The organism is Sphingobacterium sp. UBA6645 (assembly GCF_002455685.1).
Lineage (GTDB): Bacteria > Bacteroidota > Bacteroidia > Sphingobacteriales > Sphingobacteriaceae > Sphingobacterium > Sphingobacterium hotanense.
In genome coordinates this window covers 1-18,695 of sequence record NZ_DKLH01000028.1, presented here as the reverse complement: position 1 = coordinate 18,695, position 18,695 = coordinate 1, and the positions used below count along the sequence as shown (strand labels likewise).

The following is an 18,695-nucleotide window of genomic DNA, read 5'->3' as shown; positions in this document are numbered from 1 at the left end:
AACCAGGAAAGGAAGGATGAACAGGATCGCGTATGGCGGTGGATAATGGGATCGATTATATATCTTTTAGGAAACGTACCCGCGATCCTGTCAATCCTTAAGTCCTTCCTTTCCTTGTTCAAAGACAAAGCCCCTTCCTACTTGAAAACAAACACCCCTCCCTTTCCCACCTCAACACACTACTAATACTCCCCCGCCTATTTTCAAAAAAAATGTTAAAATATTTTGGATTTACGAAAACCTTCGTACATTTGATTACGAAATGATTCGTAGATATAACCAAAAGAGATATGAAACCGACAGATAGTGAAATGGAAATCTTACAAGTGCTTTGGAAAAAGGGACAATCTAGTGTTCGCGAAGTATTTGAAAGCTTAGATAAGAAAGACGTTGGCTATACCACCATCTTAAAACTAATGCAAATTATGCATGATAAGGGCATGGTGGATAGAGATACTTCCTCAAAAACCCATTTATATATAGCGAAGATCAATAAGGAAGATACGCAAAATCAATTCCTTGATAAAATGATCGATACAGTGTACAATGGGTCGACGGCGCGTTTAGTGATGCAGGCTTTGGGAAATGAGCGCACCAGCAAAAAGGAGATCGATGAGATAAAAGCATTTTTAAAGAATCTTGAAAACAATTAACCATGGAAGCCTTAATCTATCAAATTACAACGGCGATCAGTTGGAGCATGCTCCACTCGCTATGGCTGGGAGCAATCCTATATATAATAATATGCTTGACCATAATGGTCTTTCCGAAAATGCATGCGAGGGGGAAACATAACCTAGCCTTCCTTTTTCAGATTTTATTAACGGTGGGTTTTGCATGTAGCTTCATGTATTATTATCAAATTCCGTTTGAGCAAACGGACAGCCTACCGATAAACGTAGAAAACATGGCGAGGCATATCGGGTATATTCCGGAGAATCATTTTCAGCTGGAAAGCCTTTTCCCCTATCTGTTTGCTATCTATATTATAGGGATCCTATTGCAGACCGCCCTCCTATTTAACAGCTTTCTCAAACTGCGCCGTCTTAAATACAAGAGTCTGCACGGTAGCCCCCTAGCATGGCAGGCAAAATTTGAACGTGCGAAGGCCATCTTGAATATTAAAGGATACGTTCCTTTATTCTTGTCGGAGCGTATTTCCGTTCCTATAACCATAGGCTTTTTCAAACCGGTCGTCTTATTTCCGTTCGCCTATGCAAATATGATGGCGCTTGAGCAGGTAGAATCTATTCTGTTGCATGAGCTCGCACATATCAAGCGTAAGGATTACTTATTGAATTTGATCAAGGTGACTATCGAAACACTCTTATTCTTTAACCCTTTTGTTTGGGCATTATCCAAAATTATGGAGCGCGAACGCGAGCATGCCTGCGACGATATGGTACTTGAGCATGTAGAAAAGCCGATAACTTATGCACATGCTTTGGTTGAATTAGAAACCCTGCGTCAAGGAAATAGCCATCCATTGAGCATGGCAGCCACAGGAAGAAATAGTTTATTCAAAAGAATTAAAAGAATCACCAAAATGGAAACAAATTATATCAGTGTAAAACAGCAGCTTATAGCGTTGTTAATTAGTTCTGTCTCGCTAATCACCATTGCCTGGTTAGTCCCAAACAACGAAGCGAAAGCAGAAGAGGCCGAAGAAGTGCAATTGTTGGAAATTCCAAAAGCATTGGCTGTTCTGCCTGCACTAGAACCACAGCAGGATACGACAAAAAAGAAAAAAAACAACCGCACCGTTATCACATCCCACGGAACGCACGATTCGATTAAACTACCGGCGGAGGTTCAGGCACATCTGGATGCATTAAACGCGGAATCGGCCTCTGTGAGCGAGTACTTCAAATCACCGGAATGGAAAAAACAGATGGAATCCATCCAATCCCAATCCAAGTCGATCAATGAATATTTCAATTCGCCAGAGTGGAAGCAGAAAGTCGCCGATTTGAATGCGAATGTAAAACGGCAGTTTGATTCTCCGGAATGGAAAGCAAAGGTGAAGAAGATGGCAGAATCGGGGGCCGATATGGCTAAATACTACGAATCGAAAGAATGGAAAGGGATAATGAAGTCTATCGAGGAACAGAGCAAGGAAATAGAGCAGTATTTTAATTCGCCGGAATGGCATGAAAAGATTGCCATATTAGAGAAGGATGCTTCCAAGGTGGATCAGTATTTCAACTCGCCGGCATGGAAAGAGAAAATGAAAAAAATAGAAGACCAGGGTAAGGAAATTGAAAAATACTTCGATTCTCCGGAGTGGAAAGCGAAAATAAAGGCTGAGGAGGAGTTTCGCAACAGTTCAGAATACAAAGAAATCGAGAAGAAATATAAAGAAGACCTGGATGCCTTGCGTAAGGAAAAAAGTCCGGGAAAGAATTAGCCGATCCTCATCCGAGGATACCCAATCAACTATCGTTGTTTAGTTTGTTTAGTAAGGAGCCCTCTCAAGGCTCCTTAATTTGTTTAAGGATGTCTCTTTAAAGCACAGACAATTCCTTACTTAGGGGTTTAATAATTTTTGTATCATTGTAGGCGTAAAAGCAGGCATTGCATGGATTTTATCTACTTTATTGACCTCTTAGGAACGATGGTCTTTGCGATTTCGGGCGCTATGGCGGCAAACCGAAAAGGTATAGATGTTTTTGGAGCCACCTTTATGGGCTTCGTGACTGCCATTGGTGGTGGGTCGCTTCGCGATGTATTTTTAAATATTCGTCCGGTTTGGGTGGAAGATGGTAATTATTTGATTGCGATCTTCGTCGGGGTAACCATATCCATCCTTTTCAATAAACGTTTAGACAGTTTCGCCCGCACCCTTTTCTTATTTGATGCGATCGGTATTGGTTTCTTTACGGTGGTAGGGGTTCAGAACTCCTTAAGTTATGAAAGTAGCGCTATTGCTGCTGTAATGTTGGGTATGTTCTCAGCGAGTATGGGCGGTGTAATCCGGGATACCTTAATGAATGAGACGCCGCTGATCCTGAGAAAAGAGATTTATGCTTCGGCTTGCTTAGCAGGTGCCGTTTGCTATGTGCTATTGCAAATGACACCTATTTCGGAAAATATCAATGCATTTGTGAGTGCGAGCATGGTTTTTATTATTCGCTTTCTATCGGTTCGCTATAATCTATCCCTTCCTTCGGTTCCAATGGTCGAGAAGGAAGAATAAGGTTCAAGGGTCTCAGTTCCTTTATGGCATAATAAAGTCTGTCCATGTTGCGACTTTTTGGGAATCATCATTGCTCAATTGCTTATACCAGCTACTTCCAGTTCCAACATATCGCCCAGCTTTCAGCACAATAGTATGGCCTGAGATATTTCAGCGGTCAAGCCTTTCACGTCTTCAGCGACTTGGAGTTCGATAATCTTTAACGACTCAAATGAAGTAAAATAAAAGGGTAAGGGAAGGATGGTTGGACGGTAGGTCGAGCGGAATTATATAATTGCAATAGCGATTATTAATCTTTACGTGGCTTTAAGTAGAAAGAGCCGCAAAATTGTTGCGGCTCTTTTATGATTCTATATATGTTGTGTTTCAGCGATCTGCTGTAACGATTTTATCTACCCTTCTTCATTAATGGGAAAGACATTTTGTACGAAACGCGAACTTGCCCCTTAGAGATGGAGTCTAGTTTACCCTTCAACATCGCCTTTTTCAATGGACTAAGCTTGTCGATAAATAGCTTTCCTTCGATATGGTCGTACTCATGCTGAACAACACGAGCAGCAAGCCCGGTTAACTCTTCTTCTTGCTCTTCGAAGTTCTCGTCCAAGTAATTGATAATGACATTCTCTTGGCGCATCACTTCCTCATTGATGTGCGGAATACTTAGGCAACCTTCGCTAAACGCCCATTTATTGCCCGATTCTTCTACCAAAATAGGGTTGATGAATACCCGTTTAAAGTCTTTTGCAGTAGGGTCCCCTGGCCCATCTTCGTCATCCTCACCAAATGGAGACGCATCGATTACGAATAAACGAATAGGAAGGCCCACTTGTGGTGCTGCGATTCCTACGCCATTTGCCGCGTACATGGTTTCGAACATGTTGGCGATTGTCTCTTTCAAATTTGGATAATCCTCATCAATCTCTTCGGTTTTCTTCCTCAAAACCGGATCTCCATATGCAACTATAGGTAACTTCATCTGAATAATTTTACGGTACAAAGTTATTAATAATTTAGGATTGCCACATATTGTTGTTAAATAGAGTAATTTTGGCGCATGGCAAACGCTGGAATGATCGGACTGTTGAACTTCATTGGTTATGGGCTAAAGCTCAGCCCAGTGATGACGGAATATGCTAACTATACGCTCATTACAGCGGAGGGAATGGGCTTTGCGATACATTATTATACAGATGTTTCACAAGGAACGATCGCCGGTTCGGGCGAAAAGACCATCCATATTTCCGAAGATCAGCTACGTCGCGATGCGAAAAAGATATACAACCGCCTGAAGGTGCAAGCGGGGCGAGCGGAAAAGGTCTATGCCCGTTCGACTGTAGCGGTTAGGATTGATAAGCGCATTGCTCTGGGTTTTCTAAAAGACAATCATTTGCAGGTAGCACTGCCGGGCAAATATCGCTACGGCCTATATCATCAGGGAGAACTGGTTTCCCTTGCTGTGTTTAGTGGCGGCCGACGAATGCACAATAAAACAGAAGATTACCGATCGTTTGAATTGATTCGATTTTGCCATAAGAGCGATATCATCGTCATCGGCGGTCTTTCTAAACTGATACAGGCATTTATCAAAGATTTTAAACCCAGCGATATCATGACTTACGTCGATGCGGATTGGACACAGGATTCCAGTTTGCAGAAGATAGGTTTTGAAGTCGATAAAACGCTCCCAGGACAACGATTCTGGCTTACTCCCACCCAGCAAATCCCCATTCTGGCGGATGAGGAGCTATCTGCATTAAAAGAAAAGTATCCGGAGGGCTATTTGCACTATAACAGCGGGAGCACAAAATTGATTCTATCGCTGTAATTCCTTTAGGATTTTACTATATTTAATCTTTAATCAATCGAAATACACTCATTTATGAAACGAAAACTTCGCATGGGCATGGTCGGTGGTGGAAATGACGCGTTTATAGGCGCCGTTCACCGCATTGCAGCCTTTATGGATGGAAAAATAGAATTAGCATGTGGTTCTTTCAGCGTTAATCCCGAGATTTCTTTGCAATCTGCAAGAGATTTATTTGTTGCTGAAGACCGTGTTTATGCAACATACGAAGAGATGATCGAGAAGGAAGCGCAGTTGCCGGAAGGCGAGCGTATGGACTTCGTAACGATCGTTACGCCTAACTTCTTACACTTTGCTCCTGCAAAACTAGCTTTAGAAAATGGCTTTGACGTTGTTGTCGAGAAGCCGATGACTGTATCTTTAGAAGAGGCACAGGAGCTTCAGGCTGTTGTTGAGCGCACAGGTCGCACCTTATGTTTGACCCATACTTACTCAGGCTATCCGATGGTAAAACAGGCGAAGGCGATGGTGAAAGAAGGGCACTTCGGCAAGATCCGCAAGATTGTTGTCGAGTATCCACAGGGTTGGTTAAGCCGCTTGAGCGAGCGTGAGGGCAATGCTGGGGCTGCATGGCGCGCAGATCCGAAGCGTTCGGGCAAGTCTTTAGTAATGGGAGATATCGGTACGCATGCCGCGCATTTAGCAGAATATGTTACGGGATTGAAGATTCAAGAGGTTTGTGCAGATCTGACAACGTTCGTTGAAGGCAGATTATTGGACGATGATGGTTCGGTATTATTGCGTTTTGAGGATGGAGCAAAAGGTGTTTTGATGGCATCGCAGATTTCTGCTGGTGAAGAAAATGCTGTTCGCATTCGTGTATATGGCGAAAAAGGTGGACTGGAATGGGCGAATGAAGATCCTAATAACTTAATCGTTAAGATGCTGGATCAGCCTAGACAGTTATACCGCACGGGTAATGCGTATGCCGCTCCATTTACATTAAGCAGCTTTGCGACACATAATACGCGTATTCCGGCCGGACATCCGGAAGGATTATTGGAATCTTTTGCAAACATTTACCGTAACTTTGCATTAACTGTATCGGCTAAGAAAGAAGGCGTAACGCCATCTGCTGAAGCGCAGGACTTTCCGAATGTTTACGACGGTGTGCGTGGAATGGCCTTCATCGATACGGTGGTAAAAAGCAACGATAGCAACGAGAAATGGACAAAATTTGTGATCTAAAGACGACACAAGACATTGTAAAATACATTAATCGGGCGAAAGAAACACTTTCGCCTGATTTGCTTTTGATCCTCATCGGACCTACAGCTTCCGGCAAAACGAAGTTAGCCGTCGAACTGGCAAAGGCACTCGACGGGGAAATTATCTCTGTCGACTCGAGACAGGTGTACCAAGGATTAGATATCGGAACGGGCAAAGATCTGAAAGAATATGATGAAATCCCCTATTATCTCATTGATATCGTGCCCCCAACAGCACAGTATTCGGTTAAGGAATTCGTAAAAGATTTTGATACCGCTTATCAGAATATCATAGCTAGAGGGAAATTTCCAATACTCTGCGGTGGAACGGGTTCCTATGTTCAAACGCTATTGCAACCTCAGCCCTATAGCTCGATTCCGAAAGACGATACATTCCATGTGGAACATGCTGCATTCACGAAAGCGGAGCTCATCGATAAAATCAAAGCTGAGGAAATCCCATCCGGCTTTCAGATTGATTGGGATAGCCACAAGCGATTAATAAGAGCCTTAGAAATCATCCGCTACCTAAAGACAAACGAGCTACCAATAGACTCAGCAAATAAACAATACCCCTACCTAATCATCGCATTAAATCCTCCATTGGAAACTCGACGAAGTAGAATCGATAAGCGCTTGTCGACAAGAATGGAAGAGGGACTGATTTCGGAGGTTCAAGGCTTATTGGAAAGCGGTCTTAGCCATGATCAATTGCAATGGTTTGGGTTGGAATACAAGTATGCTTCCTATTACCTATTGGGCAAGCTTACGTTGGAGGAATTCCATGATAAGCTTCGGACAGAAATCCATCGCTTTGCAAAGCGACAGATGACTTATTTTCGCAAAATGGAGAAAGACGGGCTAGCAATCCACTGGGTTGTTAATTATCGTTAAAACCTCCTCAATCAGCGGCTTATTGATTATTTTTAGACTAACCAAACACAGTCATTGGAATTTAAAAACACAAAAAGAGGCGACCTAGGTCGCCTCTTTTAAAGTTTAATTTCTTCGTCTTTGGCATTAAAGAAGTGGAATTCCGTCAGGAAATATGAGGACATTTCCTTCACTTTAATCCATTTTCCGTATTTGAAAAACCATTTTAACCTTCTAGAGACAAAACCTTTGGTAATGTAGGCCGCGATATAAGGGTGAACACATAAGGTTATACCCTTCTCGTTTTGCTCTTGTAATATGAAGCTTAAATTATTCTCAATGTCGTCCAGTAAGACGATGCTGGATCTAATTTCACCGGTACCATCACAAGCAGGGCATTTCTCATTGGTCACAATGCTCATTTCTGGTCTTACCCGTTGTCTAGTAATCTGTACTAATCCAAATTTACTAGGAGGAAGAATCGTATGTCTCGCACGATCGCTCGCCATACATTCTTTTAAGAATCCATACAATTCTTTTCTATTGTTCGCTTTGTGCATATCGATAAAATCGATTACCACAATGCCCCCCATATCCCTCAGCCTAAGCTGTCGGGCAATTTCTTTCGCAGCTTCTTTATTTACTAGAAGCGCGTTATCTTCTTGATTTTCCTTATTGGCAATGCGGTTTCCGCTATTGACATCAATTACGTGCAGTGCTTCAGTATGCTCAATTATGAGATATGCACCACCCTGCAAATTGACCGTCTTGCCAAAAGACGCCTTAATTTGCCTTTCTACACCGAAATGGTCGAAAATAGGTTCTTTACCTTTATAGTGTTTAACTATTTTTTCTAAATCGGGAGAAATCTCCTGTATATATGATTTTACCTCTTCAAAGATATCTGCATCATTAACATAGATATGAGAGAATTCATCGGTAAGAATATCGCGCAATATTGTCGAAGCGCGGTCCATTTCACCTAATACTTTTTGAGGAGGTTCAGCTGTTTTAAGACGTTTGGTAAATAGTTCCCATTTAGAAATCAGGTCGAGTAGATCTTTTTGCATTTCTTCTACCCCTTTGCCTTCAGAGACTGTTCGAATGATTACCCCAAAATTAGCGGGTTTAATACTCTCGACTATTTTCTTCAGTCTGTTTCTTTCGGCACTACCTTTTATTTTCTTGGAAATGGAAACCGAACTTGAGAAAGGGACCAACACCACAAAACGACCAGCGATGGATAAGTCGGAACTTAACCTTGGACCTTTAGTGGATATCGGTTCTTTTGCGATTTGCACTGGCAACAGCGTGTTACGGCTAAGAATATCCGATATTTTTCCAGCTTTGTCAATGTCCTTTTCAAGTTTTAAACTATTGAGCAGTTTCTCTTGATAACTGCCGTTCTTTACCACTCTGGTAAGTTTAAGCAATGACTGTACTTGAGGTCCGAGGTCAAGGTAATGCAAGAACGCATCCTTTTCGTAGCCTACATCTACGAATGCTGCATTCAGACCGGGCATGATTTTCTTTACTCTTCCTAGGTAAATATCTCCTACCGCGTAGTTATTGTCTGCTTGCTCTCGGTTTAACTCAACCAGTTGCTTATCCTGTAGTAAAGCAATAGTCACCCCCTTATCGGGGACTGAATTGATAATTAATTCCTTTACCAACAGCTACTGAAATTAAGGACTATTGTGGACTCGCTCCACAACATAAATTGTCCGGTTAAACAAAAAACCGTTTAATGAAAAAAACAATCTATGATGCTTATACCATCATAGATTGTAACCACATATTTTTTAAAAATAAACGTTAAACGTTATTTTTTCTTGTGTCTATTTTTTCTTAAACGTTTTTTGCGCTTGTGAGTAGCCATTTTGTGTCTTTTTCTTTTTTTTCCGCTTGGCATAGCTTTAATGTTTTTAAATGATTATTACTAATTGTTAATTACTTACTTAGCTCATCAATACGTCTGTCGATGAACTGGGAGAGACTGGGATCGGCGGCTAACACTTTACTTTTTTGAAAAGCAGCGATAGCTTCGTTCTTCATCCCTATATTTTCATAGCCAGTGGCTAAATAGAAGTACGATTCAGCATCAGGGCTCTGCTCAATTACAGTTTTAAAACGCTCGATCGCTTTATCGAACTGTCTAGACTGTAAGGAGAATAAACCTAATGTTTTATTAGCTTCTAGATTTTTCGGCTCGGCTTTCACTACTTCTTGCAGTAGCGCAATACCAGCCATCGGGTTGTTTGTTCCGGTTACCATTGCGGCACCTAGCCCTGTTTTAGCGTCCAAGCTAGCACCATTCAACTCGACAGCTTTCTCGTATGCCGCAATAGCTTGTTTATTCAATGCTTTCGCGGTTGTTGTGTCTTGAAGATTCGTGTAAGCTTTACGGTAGGCATTTCCAGCTTTCAACCAAAGGTCGAATTTAGGTGAAATTTTTGCCATTTCCTCATACAATAATGCTTGAGGGGCAAATTTTTCAACGTCGTTCCATTTATCAGCTAATTGTTGGTAGATCGCTACTTTCTCATCTCCATCCGCTTTATCCGCTTTCGCTTCCAAATCAGTGATTTCGTTTAAGATAGCAGGATTAAGGCCACGCTTGGCAGCTTCAGATGCTGCGCTCAGGGTAATTTGATTTGCAGGAGCTTCTGTGGTAGTAGCTCCTGCAGTATTTTTCTCTTGATCAACCAAGCCTTTCACAGGTCGTAGAACAAGGAACCCCATGATTAGGACAACTACTGCTACGACGATGATCTGGATTTTCTTGGTATTTTTCATGAATCAATACTTATTTTTTGTTCCCGTTTTTAACTTTTTCTACAAAAACTTTTGCAGGTTTGAAACTTGGCACAAAGTGCTCAGGGATTATAATAGCTGTGTTTTTGGAAATGTTACGAGCTGTTTTCTCAGCTCTCTTTTTCACTACAAAACTACCAAAACCTCTCACATACACATTCTCACCGCCAACCATTGCGTTTTTTACCACTTTGAAGAATGCTTCTACGGTTTCCTGTACATCAACCTTCTCTAAACCAGTTTTGTTAGAGATTTCTGCAATAATTTCTGCTTTAGTCATATCTATATTTACTCTAATTAATCTAAACCCTTGGCATCTTTGCCCTTTTGGGGATGCAAAAGTATTCTTTTAAAATGAGTAATGGAAATATTTTCATGTTTTTTTACAGACCAAATATCTACTATTCAAGTATTTAGTCTTATTTCCCCAAATTTTACATTTCAAAAGGCTCGCAAAGTTACAATTATTTTATTGACAATCAAAGTTTTAATCGATGTTGCGACATCAAAACTTCTGCTAAATGCGATATATCACTTTCCTCGTGCAGTGCGGATATTACAATTCGGTTTAGTAGCGGGCTCGTCGGCAAAGGATATGGAAAACTGGAAATTAGCACCCGATGTTGCACTAAGTAACGATATAAATTGGGATCATGCGAAGTAAAAACCGGGAAATTGGGGATGTTATGAATGTTATGATATCCCTCTAGATTCGAGAAAAGCGCCTTAGCGATGTCAATGTTTTGATGCAATTTATCGAACGCAGCCTCATAAATCCTATTGCCGTGAACTAATGCATATAAAGCAGCAGGCGAGCTTGGCGAAGCGCCCATGTAGATGGGGTGCTTCCTGATTTTCTCCAAGGTAGCAGCATTTCCCAGTACGACTCCCGCATCGGTTCCCAGGCCTTTAGCCAAAGAGGCTAAAACAACAATTTCTATGTTTTCCATAGACCGTAAAACCCTCAAATCTGTCGACAATGCATTCTTCTTCAGCACTCCTATTCCGTGAGAATCATCCAGTATCAACAACACATTCTTATCTTCGGCAATATTCTGAAAATCAGAGAAATCAAACAATTCAGGGGTAAGATTATCTATGGCATTTGAGATGATCACGAAATCAGATTCCGAGCTATTATTTATCTTATCGACGACTTCCGTTTTCCATGCCGAAAAGGATAACCCGACCTTTGGGTCTTCCGCTATCCATAAAGAAGGATGCGCGCCAGGTGCATAAAAAACAGAACGGTTTTCCACTAAAGATTTTACAGCGACCTGAGCCGCTAGGTATCCCGAAGAAAGCAATACCGCATCCTCGAACCCAAATCTACCTGCCATAAATCTTTCCGCTTCCGCATAAATTCCAAGCTGCACATTATTGGTTCTGGACGTCCCGTTATTCAGCCCGTACCTGTCAATTCCCTCCTTAAACAGATCGATATAGTCTTTATTGTCGAGCAGGCCTAAGTAAGCTGTTCCTCCAAAAAAATGACATGATCGACCGTCCATGTGAATAGTACGTCCGGTCGGCTGCGAAAGATTACGAAAAGTCGTCATGTTGGTTGTCTGAACTACAAATGTACAAAATCAAACCATACAGAATTCAACAGTTCATCCATAGAAAACAACAGTTGCTCGACAATAAATTCGACAGGGCAAGCATAGGCAATACTTTTACCGAAAAAAAGCCATGCGAATACCTGCACCCTCAACCTCAGCTCAGGAATCTGAAATTACATTTTCATCATTATGCTAATACCGAGGTCATCGTTAGTCGCGAGCGAGTAAACGATTTCAAAGAATGGATCGAATAATATCTTCTTAGTAAAGATGTAATTTTAACGGGATATTGACCCCAACCGAAAAAGTAAACCCATCGATCGGTTTAAAGTCTTTTTTGGTATTGATATCAAAACCATAGCCTGCTGCAAATTCCAGCAGATTGAATACGCCAATTCCGGCCTTGGCAGTCGCCGTGTAAGGTGTTATTTCCCCTCTCAGAAAGGGCCATACCGCAACATTGTTCAAATAATAGGTCGCTCCAAATTCCGGGATGACCGTCGTCTTATCCATCATCCAGGTGAAATTGGCTCCTCCGTCTAGTTTGAGATACTGGGACTGATTGAGCGCAAACATCCCCCATGCCGAGGCCTTCAGAAAACTACCGCTCTGATACTGATATCCCAGCGAGGGGCCAAATATCCATCCAGTACCCCTCTTCTCCTGGGCATGCAGCTGCACGCTTGTAACTAGCACTAAAACTAGAAGGTAAAACGCTCTTTTCATACACATGTTGACTTTAATGCAAGATAGAATTTTTAGCTCAAAAACAAATAAGCAATATAATCTCCATGACCTGCTCATACTTATCTCACAGCTTATGTGTAAGCCTGTGCTTATTCTTCTTAATCGCTTCCAAAGATACCCCAGGACATTGGCTGTTTTGGCAGAAGTAAAGCATAGTTTTTGCTAACATAATAAGGCGGATATTGTTTCACGTGAATTGGAGAATCCCTTCTTTCAATTGATCATAATAGTTTGGATAAGCCTCGTCGAAAGCCATCTCGAAATTCTGCCACCCGTCCTCGGTTAAGCTATGCGTTTGTAACATTTGCCTCAGCATTCCATTTCTTCTGTTTGCGCCAGTGTCAACTGATTTTTACGAACGATTTTTCTTTGCAAGCTTTGATCTATCGGTATTAATACGCCAAGAATCGTAGGTGATTGGTTAGGGTTTTATGCGCCCGTTCGTGCTTCTGATAAAAACAAGCAATTCACAGCCGATAGGCTCACACATTCTTTTCGTATCGATGATGGCGGGCAAACATTTTGCGGTGGAAAACGATATTTGAAATAATCCGGATGAAGAGCCCCATTCCGCACGACGATATATATATCAGGAGCGAAGCGGCGTTGCTCCTCTTTTTGGTTGGTGATACTCGCCTTATTCAAGCAGCGCTATTTGGAGGCTCATACTCCCACCCTCTGCATTACAGAAGGCCCCCTCCATAAATCGAGCTTAACTTGAGCATCCAAAGGTTCCGATGAATAACAAGTCCTATTTTCTGAAGCTCTTTTATCCTCCACAATCCTACGTCTTAATTTCTACTTCAATCAGTTAATCGGTTCTCAACGGATAACTTCTCCCTTCATTTGACACCTACAAAGCAGGATTGACGCATTATTATAAACCAACTTCAATTTCCATCATTCAAACTTTACCAATTGAAAAGGCTTTTTTGTAAATTCGTAGTCTGTGCACACGCACATCAACCACAATAAACTATGGAAAACCTATCAGCAGAACGTACTAGGGAATTACTCGGCATCTTAAAAAAACGCTTTGAAAAACATATGGATCGGCACCTTGGCTTAGACTGGACAGAGGTCGAAAATAAACTGACGAAATCTCCAGCAGCGCTTTCCGCCATTCATTTCATGGAAGAAACGGAAGGCGAACCCGACGTTATAGCCTACGACAAGACTAAGGGAACCATCACATTTGGCGACTGTAGCGCGGAGAGCCCAAAAGGCCGACGCAGCATCTGCTACGATCAAGCCGCTTTAGACGCCCGCAAAGAGCATAAACCCAAAGACAGCGCCATGGGGATGGCTAAAGAAATGGGCATCGAAATCATGGATGAGCAGCAATACGCCGCCCTGCAAGCATTAGGAAAATTTGATAATAAAACTTCCTCTTGGCTCAAGACTCCGGATGCAGTGCGGAAACTCGGAGGCGCCATTTTTGGAGATTATCGCTACGATCGTGTATTTACCTATCATAATGGAGCAGAATCTTATTATGCCGCACGAGGATTCCGCGGTATAATTGAAATAGCTTAGCCCCCTGTCAAAGCCCTTTCAAACCCAATGTAAAGCCGTATCAAAGCCCTTCCGAAAGGGCTATACATTGGATTTGATTAGGCCCTGATCGAGGAGTGACTCAATGAAGTTTAATCGTTGGCTGCTCACAGAACCCTAAACCTTAAAACCAAGATCCTATGCCGCGTTTTATCGCTCTTCTTTCTCTATTCATTCTAGCAAATAGCATTTCGCTGTCGCATGCACAGCAAAATCCACACGATATACAGTTTACAAGGCAGGCCGCGAAGCGCTTTATATTCGATGAGCAACAAAAAATTTCTCTGGCATCTTTGGAACCGAAGAACATCATCGGTTTGAATTCCATGCATCCAGACCTATCGGATGAAGACGGGCAGAAAGGATTTGCTATAGAAAAGGGACATTTGCGAATTACAGGAAGCTCGAGTAAGGCTTCTCGGATTTGGCTTTCCGGGTTCAATCCATTTGCTTGTTATCGCATTTCTTTCGCGAGCTTCGATGCAAAGGGCAAATTGGGTTTTGAGTTTTCCGATCTAAAACGCGAAAATCGCTTTCAGATCAGTATATCCGCAAATGGGCAACAGCTCAGTCAGGTGCATACAGATATTGCTCGCGCAGGGAAGACAGTATTAGATAGCAATATCCTGCAGTATAGCGAACCATTAAGCCTAGCGAACAGTCATCTGATTTTGCAAATGTTGGGGAGTGGCTTAGTGCTATACCTACAGCAGCAAGAGCGCCCCGTAGTTATCGCACAGCTAGACTTTGGCCAATATCTCGATCTGCGAGAGAAGGCTCTGATTCAAGTCCTCCAAACTTCCTTACATTCCAATCTTTCTGCTGGTACAGTGGAGATACAGAAAGCGGAAGTTTTTCTGAGCTCGGGAATGGGCTTGGCAGATATCCGGGCGATAACCTACGAAAATGGAGATCCATTGCTGGATCAGGGTCGTCTTTGGTACACGATGACCGTTCGGGGCAGAGCTTTACCGCATCATTTGCAAGGTGTGTTCAGTATGAATCCGAGTACATTTGACCTCAAGTTCGAGGGCATCATTGTCTTCGATCGTTCGGATCGTATTTTACGTAATGAGGTTGCCTCCCACATATTTTACGATCGAAGGGAGCAGATCTGGCGAGGAATTACGACCGGCTTTAGCGCCTATGCAAATCCGCAGAAGGAGAAAAAACAACTTTTAGCCGTAGAGAGCAAAAAAGATCCCCGCTTTGGTTACTCCGTGATGAGCGCGGTTCCTTTTGGTGTCGTGGGCGATATTGAAGATCCGCATATCCTGTATGATGAGAATATGGGAAAATGGCGCATATTGACCTGCGAAAATATCGACGGCTACCGAGCCATCATGTTAGAATCCGATTTTTGGAATAAGGAATATAGGCGTATCGCAGGTCCCGTAAAGCACAACTCCACCGGCACATCGATGCAGAAGATTGATGGTAACCTATATTGTTTTTCCGGGAGTTCGGAGCGCGAGATTTTTATCTACAACTACCCGAATCTCGAAAAAGTAGGAACATTAAAAATGGATCTTCCACCTTGGGACAAAGAATCAGGAACGCGAACTTGGCCAAACGTACTGCAATTACCAGCAGGATACCCAATGAAGTATATCGCATTGATGATGGATCGATTCAACTATCCAGGACTGAAAGGTCCCAACTGGAGCTATGGAGCTTTGTATTTGTACTACGGTTATTAGTTTAAGCCTTTACGCCAACCTTCTCGCCAATTTTCACTAGCGTTTCGATGCGTTTTTCAGAATGCTCAATAATATCAGCGTCGGGTTTAATAGTCCCCTTTTTAAAGATCTGCACCACCGTCGAGCCGCCATATTCGAAATATCCTTTTTCTTCACCGCGACGGAAAGAACCAGCATCGTAATTGCGCTGCACAATCTTACCGACAAGTAAAGCGCCGACTTCCAGGTGCAATACATCACCAAAGTTTTCTGTATGAAGAACTGTTAGTTCACGATAATTTTTAGCGATTAAAGCTCTTGTTTCGGCTAGCGCCAAGGGATGCACGGAGTGTAATACACCTTTAATTTTCACCACCGGATCTTGGGTTCCGTTATCGATATAACCATAGCGGTGATAATCGTTTGGTGCCAATCTGTACACAAAGCACCAACCGTCCTTATATTGTTCGGCTAGTTCCTTATCCTTCAGTAGGGCTTCTAAATTATACCAATAGCCTTTTACAGGAATACTGCTGACCTGAGCTAGGTCGAAGATCATTAATCTAGAGTCTGCCGGCGATATCAGGTGTTCTGGAGTTTCGTCTATCGGACGAGCACCTTCTTTGAGCTCACGAATAAAAAATTCGTTGAAGCATCGGAAGGACTGTATAGGTTCTTTAATCTCATCCACATTGATGTTGTAGTGCTCAATAAATTTTGGGATCTGCCCTAAGCTTTTCGACGAGTTAACATGGCGCGCATAGGCTTTAGACACCATCTTTTTATTGAGTAACGACTTCGTCAAGGCCCTTCCTAAGGTGTTTTTATATAAGAACGCTAAACCGTTTACTTTATAAGTATTCTCGTATTCAATTTCCTTAGTTTGTCTATTATATAGCTGCGGAACCTTCATGTGATTTACAAATTAAAGCCCAAATTTAATAAATAGCATTCAATTGTGGGTATTTCCGTAAAACTCTTCCTTCCCTGTAGTTTTTCTGTAGCGATAATTAGTTTTGCTACGTATAGGTTATATCCAATAAAAATCATATTATGAATCAATTAGCAAAGTTCAATTTTCTTCTCTTTATCTTTTTCTTAATGGCTTCATGTTCGAAATCCGACTTAGAGTTTAAGGATAAATATGAAAAGAGCGTCCGCAGATGGGAAGATTTTAAAAGAGAAAGCAACAACAGCTACAGCTATACGACCTATTCGGGAAGCTGGACAGGTTGGTCTGCGGAAATGACGTTCACGATCGAAAACGGGAAGATTAAGCGGGTAAGTTATATTGTTCCTAGTATTGCTCCGACGAAACGCCCCGAAAATGGCTGGGCCAAGGAATCTTTTATAGAAGCAATGAGAAAAAAAGGCTACTCGGAAGAAGAGCTCAAGAAAGTCGAGGAGCAGCGTGTTTGGGAGAAAATGGAATGGACGGAGGATGAATCGACTTTAGGTAGCCACGGCGATTATTATCTGCTCACGCTGGACGATGTGTACCGTTTAGCGAAAGAGAATTGGTTGGTTAAAGGCAAAGGCGTAACTAACTGTTTAGAAACGGAGCATAACGGACTAATTTCTAAGGTTGGTAAAATTGAGGAAAATTGTGCAGACGACTGCTTTGAGGGCGTGCAAATTACAGCTATTGAGAAGAAGTAATTTTTTCCTATTTCCTTGGAAACAGCAGCAGGGATTTGAGTTCTCGATGTCCTCGAAAACCGACAATAAAAAAAGCATTGCCACTTGACATCAATGATTTCAAGCAGCAATGCTTAATTCTAAACCTTCTTTTATTTTTTTCCGCCTCTAAGTATTGCGACTAGAAGCAGGATGAATACTGCGGCACCAACAACCCAAACCCAAGGCTTAGTGTAAAAAGCCCCACCGTCCCCTTTATCGATATCTACATTGATATCCAAGCCTTTTTCCTGTGCAAATGCTTGCGCCGACATCAGAATAAACATGATGAATGCTACAGGGCGCATATTAAACATCTCTCTTTTCATAGTTCATGTAATTTTAAGTTTATAGGATAATAAACAAGGTTGCCGGCTAAATGTTTGGACACCGAAGTGCTTTTTCTACAAGTACTTTTAACGATATAAGGGACACAATACGTAATTGGACAGCATTAATACGTAAAGCTTTTTGAAGCTCAACCAATTAGTGGATAAAATGTTCCCTATATGGAAATCAAGAATTAGTGACGGTTATCTATTTATTCAATGCAGCGACTATCAATAAAACGTCATATAATCATAAATCGGAAATACTATGCGAAAAACAAAGATCTTCTTAACGGGGGGCACAGCCGGCATTGGAAAAGCAACCACCTTACATTTGCTACGCCAAGGATTTGAGGTATTTATCATCGGACGCGACGAGAAAAAGCTAAAGGAACTTTTGCAGAACTGCAAAGAGCTGGGCGTTGAAGACCGCATAGCCCATGAACTTCAGGATCTAACCGATCAAACGGCACTTCAAGCGTTATTAGATTCTGTGTGGGACGCTCATGGTCCTTTCGATGTTCTGATCAACAATGCAGGCGTTGGCTTTCGGAGCGTTGTCGAGGGCGACCCGCACGATCTTGTCTACATGACCAAGACAAACTTAGATGCTTATCTTCTTTTATCGAGCTTTTTTGCAAAAAAGATGATAGCGCATAAAATCGAGGGCGACATTATCAATATCGGATCGATGAGTTCGGATACACGGGACGCTGGTAGTTCGGGCTATGTGGCTAGTAAGGCGGGTATTCAAGGGTTTACGGAAGCCCTACGAAAGGAAATCAATCCGCATAATGTTCGAGTGACGTTGATTGAGCCCGGCTCCGTAGGAACGGATATGCCTTCTACCACCTTAGAGCAGGAGGAAGAACTGCAGGAGAAACACGAGATGCTAAAAGCGGCGGATATAGCGCGATTGATCAGTTTTGTAATCGCTCAGGACCGAAGGGTGAATATAGCGGAAATAAAAGTTAAGCCTTTACGGCAGATTATTTAAATATAAGAATATGCACAGAACGTTTTGGTATAGAAATAGTCTATCGATTGTTTTTATAGCGCTTTTCACTTTGGCCTTGATTGCGCAGGATTATTTTGGTTGATAGGAACAAGCATCGCTTTATCAGGAAGAGGGAATGTACCATCGAAGCAAGCGACCCATAGAAGTGGAATCCGTTTTCGGTCAGATGAAAAG

At 42.1% G+C, this 18,695-nt stretch carries 19 protein-coding genes; 11 read left to right on the top strand and 8 right to left on the bottom strand.

Annotated features, from left to right (window positions below; genetic code table 11):
• The first annotated feature begins 290 nt into the window (after window positions 1-290).
• The 3 genes from B2400_RS05015 to B2400_RS05005 all read left to right on the top strand — a co-directional run bounded on the left by B2400_RS05015 (window position 291) and on the right by B2400_RS05005 (window position 3,196).
• On the top strand, window positions 291-653 hold the full coding sequence (locus B2400_RS05015) for a BlaI/MecI/CopY family transcriptional regulator (RefSeq protein WP_260043677.1): 363 nt from the start codon (window positions 291-293) through the stop codon (window positions 651-653).
• A gap of 2 nt (window positions 654-655) precedes the next feature.
• Window positions 656-2,407 (top strand): M56 family metallopeptidase, encoded by a 1,752-nt coding sequence (locus B2400_RS05010; protein WP_293931516.1) that lies wholly within the window; start codon window positions 656-658, stop codon window positions 2,405-2,407.
• Between the two features lie 171 nt (window positions 2,408-2,578).
• On the top strand, window positions 2,579-3,196 hold the full coding sequence (locus B2400_RS05005) for a trimeric intracellular cation channel family protein (protein WP_293931513.1): 618 nt from the start codon (window positions 2,579-2,581) through the stop codon (window positions 3,194-3,196).
• 388 nt (window positions 3,197-3,584) lie between these two features.
• On the opposite strand, the gene def is transcribed toward B2400_RS05005, so the two are convergent.
• A complete protein-coding gene (gene def, locus B2400_RS05000; protein ID WP_149527526.1) occupies window positions 3,585-4,172 on the bottom strand; it encodes a peptide deformylase in 588 nt (195 codons plus the stop codon).
• 78 nt (window positions 4,173-4,250) lie between these two features.
• Between def and B2400_RS04995 the strand changes: the two genes are divergently transcribed.
• The 3 genes from B2400_RS04995 to miaA are packed head-to-tail and all read left to right on the top strand — an operon-like array spanning window position 4,251 to window position 7,162.
• Window positions 4,251-5,021 (top strand): hypothetical protein, encoded by a 771-nt coding sequence (locus B2400_RS04995; protein ID WP_293931507.1) that lies wholly within the window; start codon window positions 4,251-4,253, stop codon window positions 5,019-5,021.
• Between the two features lie 54 nt (window positions 5,022-5,075).
• On the top strand, window positions 5,076-6,248 hold the full coding sequence (locus B2400_RS04990) for a Gfo/Idh/MocA family protein (RefSeq protein ID WP_293931504.1): 1,173 nt from the start codon (window positions 5,076-5,078) through the stop codon (window positions 6,246-6,248).
• Window positions 6,227-7,162: a tRNA (adenosine(37)-N6)-dimethylallyltransferase MiaA gene (gene miaA, locus B2400_RS04985; protein ID WP_293931501.1), complete on the top strand. Its 936-nt coding sequence runs from the start codon at window positions 6,227-6,229 to the stop codon at window positions 7,160-7,162. Before B2400_RS04990 ends, miaA begins: the two co-directional genes overlap by 22 nt.
• 98 nt (window positions 7,163-7,260) lie before the next feature.
• Here miaA and B2400_RS04980 read toward each other — a convergent pair whose 3' ends face one another.
• The 4 genes from B2400_RS04980 to B2400_RS04965 form a co-directional block, all read right to left on the bottom strand.
• On the bottom strand, window positions 7,261-8,814 hold the full coding sequence (locus B2400_RS04980; protein ID WP_293931498.1) for an Rne/Rng family ribonuclease: 1,554 nt from the start codon (window positions 8,812-8,814) through the stop codon (window positions 7,261-7,263).
• 277 nt (window positions 8,815-9,091) lie between these two features.
• Entirely contained in the window at window positions 9,092-9,937 is an 846-nt protein-coding gene (locus tag B2400_RS04975; protein WP_293931495.1) for a tetratricopeptide repeat protein, read from the bottom strand.
• Between the two features lie 10 nt (window positions 9,938-9,947).
• The gene (locus B2400_RS04970; protein WP_149527532.1) at window positions 9,948-10,235 is read right to left on the bottom strand and encodes an HU family DNA-binding protein; all 288 of its coding nucleotides are present in this window, start codon (window positions 10,233-10,235) and stop codon (window positions 9,948-9,950) included.
• Window positions 10,236-10,434: 199 nt separating this feature from the next.
• Window positions 10,435-11,514 carry an aminotransferase class I/II-fold pyridoxal phosphate-dependent enzyme gene (locus B2400_RS04965; protein WP_293931490.1) on the bottom strand — a complete coding sequence of 360 codons (1,080 nt, stop codon included), beginning with the start codon at window positions 11,512-11,514 and terminating at the stop codon, window positions 10,435-10,437.
• A 20-nt stretch (window positions 11,515-11,534) separates the two neighbouring features.
• Between B2400_RS04965 and B2400_RS04960 the strand changes: the two genes are divergently transcribed.
• Window positions 11,535-11,771, top strand: a complete 237-nt coding sequence (locus tag B2400_RS04960; RefSeq protein WP_293931487.1) for a hypothetical protein — start codon at window positions 11,535-11,537, stop codon at window positions 11,769-11,771.
• 7 nt (window positions 11,772-11,778) lie between these two features.
• On the opposite strand, the gene B2400_RS04955 is transcribed toward B2400_RS04960, so the two are convergent.
• Window positions 11,779-12,243: a hypothetical protein gene (locus B2400_RS04955; RefSeq protein WP_293931484.1), complete on the bottom strand. Its 465-nt coding sequence runs from the start codon at window positions 12,241-12,243 to the stop codon at window positions 11,779-11,781.
• A gap of 999 nt (window positions 12,244-13,242) precedes the next feature.
• On the opposite strand from B2400_RS04955, the gene B2400_RS04950 reads away from it, so the two are divergent.
• The gene (locus tag B2400_RS04950) at window positions 13,243-13,800 is read left to right on the top strand and encodes a DUF4256 domain-containing protein (protein ID WP_293931481.1); all 558 of its coding nucleotides are present in this window, start codon (window positions 13,243-13,245) and stop codon (window positions 13,798-13,800) included.
• A 158-nt stretch (window positions 13,801-13,958) separates the two neighbouring features.
• On the top strand, window positions 13,959-15,518 hold the full coding sequence (locus B2400_RS04945; RefSeq protein WP_293931478.1) for a hypothetical protein: 1,560 nt from the start codon (window positions 13,959-13,961) through the stop codon (window positions 15,516-15,518).
• Between the two features lies 1 nt (window position 15,519).
• Here B2400_RS04945 and B2400_RS04940 read toward each other — a convergent pair whose 3' ends face one another.
• Window positions 15,520-16,410 carry a phosphatidylserine decarboxylase gene (locus B2400_RS04940; protein ID WP_286652151.1) on the bottom strand — a complete coding sequence of 297 codons (891 nt, stop codon included), beginning with the start codon at window positions 16,408-16,410 and terminating at the stop codon, window positions 15,520-15,522.
• Window positions 16,411-16,550: 140 nt separating this feature from the next.
• Here B2400_RS04940 and B2400_RS04935 point away from each other — a divergent pair, with 140 nt between their 5' ends.
• The gene (locus B2400_RS04935; RefSeq protein ID WP_293931474.1) at window positions 16,551-17,156 is read left to right on the top strand and encodes a hypothetical protein; all 606 of its coding nucleotides are present in this window, start codon (window positions 16,551-16,553) and stop codon (window positions 17,154-17,156) included.
• A gap of 131 nt (window positions 17,157-17,287) precedes the next feature.
• Here B2400_RS04935 and B2400_RS04930 read toward each other — a convergent pair whose 3' ends face one another.
• Window positions 17,288-17,503, bottom strand: a complete 216-nt coding sequence (locus B2400_RS04930) for a hypothetical protein (protein WP_260043725.1) — start codon at window positions 17,501-17,503, stop codon at window positions 17,288-17,290.
• Window positions 17,504-17,771: 268 nt separating this feature from the next.
• Between B2400_RS04930 and B2400_RS04925 the strand changes: the two genes are divergently transcribed.
• Window positions 17,772-18,500 carry an SDR family oxidoreductase gene (locus tag B2400_RS04925; RefSeq protein ID WP_293931467.1) on the top strand — a complete coding sequence of 243 codons (729 nt, stop codon included), beginning with the start codon at window positions 17,772-17,774 and terminating at the stop codon, window positions 18,498-18,500.
• The last annotated feature ends 195 nt before the right edge of the window (window positions 18,501-18,695 follow it).

What these genes read in the sequence shown, in the direction of transcription:
- B2400_RS05015 (WP_260043677.1), top strand. Translation starts at nt 291, where the DNA reads ATGAAACCGACAGATAGTGAAATGGAAATCTTACAAGTGCTTTGGAAA.
- B2400_RS05010 (WP_293931516.1), top strand. Translation starts at nt 656, where the DNA reads ATGGAAGCCTTAATCTATCAAATTACAACGGCGATCAGTTGGAGCATG.
- B2400_RS05005 (WP_293931513.1), top strand. Translation starts at nt 2,579, where the DNA reads ATGGATTTTATCTACTTTATTGACCTCTTAGGAACGATGGTCTTTGCG.
- def (WP_149527526.1), bottom strand. Translation starts at nt 4,172, where the DNA reads ATGAAGTTACCTATAGTTGCATATGGAGATCCGGTTTTGAGGAAGAAA.
- B2400_RS04995 (WP_293931507.1), top strand. Translation starts at nt 4,251, where the DNA reads ATGGCAAACGCTGGAATGATCGGACTGTTGAACTTCATTGGTTATGGG.
- B2400_RS04990 (WP_293931504.1), top strand. Translation starts at nt 5,076, where the DNA reads ATGAAACGAAAACTTCGCATGGGCATGGTCGGTGGTGGAAATGACGCG.
- miaA (WP_293931501.1), top strand. Translation starts at nt 6,227, where the DNA reads ATGGACAAAATTTGTGATCTAAAGACGACACAAGACATTGTAAAATAC.
- B2400_RS04975 (WP_293931495.1), bottom strand. Translation starts at nt 9,937, where the DNA reads ATGAAAAATACCAAGAAAATCCAGATCATCGTCGTAGCAGTAGTTGTC.
- B2400_RS04970 (WP_149527532.1), bottom strand. Translation starts at nt 10,235, where the DNA reads ATGACTAAAGCAGAAATTATTGCAGAAATCTCTAACAAAACTGGTTTA.
- B2400_RS04965 (WP_293931490.1), bottom strand. Translation starts at nt 11,514, where the DNA reads ATGACGACTTTTCGTAATCTTTCGCAGCCGACCGGACGTACTATTCAC.
- B2400_RS04960 (WP_293931487.1), top strand. Translation starts at nt 11,535, where the DNA reads ATGTACAAAATCAAACCATACAGAATTCAACAGTTCATCCATAGAAAA.
- B2400_RS04955 (WP_293931484.1), bottom strand. Translation starts at nt 12,243, where the DNA reads ATGAAAAGAGCGTTTTACCTTCTAGTTTTAGTGCTAGTTACAAGCGTG.
- B2400_RS04950 (WP_293931481.1), top strand. Translation starts at nt 13,243, where the DNA reads ATGGAAAACCTATCAGCAGAACGTACTAGGGAATTACTCGGCATCTTA.
- B2400_RS04945 (WP_293931478.1), top strand. Translation starts at nt 13,959, where the DNA reads ATGCCGCGTTTTATCGCTCTTCTTTCTCTATTCATTCTAGCAAATAGC.
- B2400_RS04940 (WP_286652151.1), bottom strand. Translation starts at nt 16,410, where the DNA reads ATGAAGGTTCCGCAGCTATATAATAGACAAACTAAGGAAATTGAATAC.
- B2400_RS04935 (WP_293931474.1), top strand. Translation starts at nt 16,551, where the DNA reads ATGAATCAATTAGCAAAGTTCAATTTTCTTCTCTTTATCTTTTTCTTA.
- B2400_RS04930 (WP_260043725.1), bottom strand. Translation starts at nt 17,503, where the DNA reads ATGAAAAGAGAGATGTTTAATATGCGCCCTGTAGCATTCATCATGTTT.
- B2400_RS04925 (WP_293931467.1), top strand. Translation starts at nt 17,772, where the DNA reads ATGCGAAAAACAAAGATCTTCTTAACGGGGGGCACAGCCGGCATTGGA.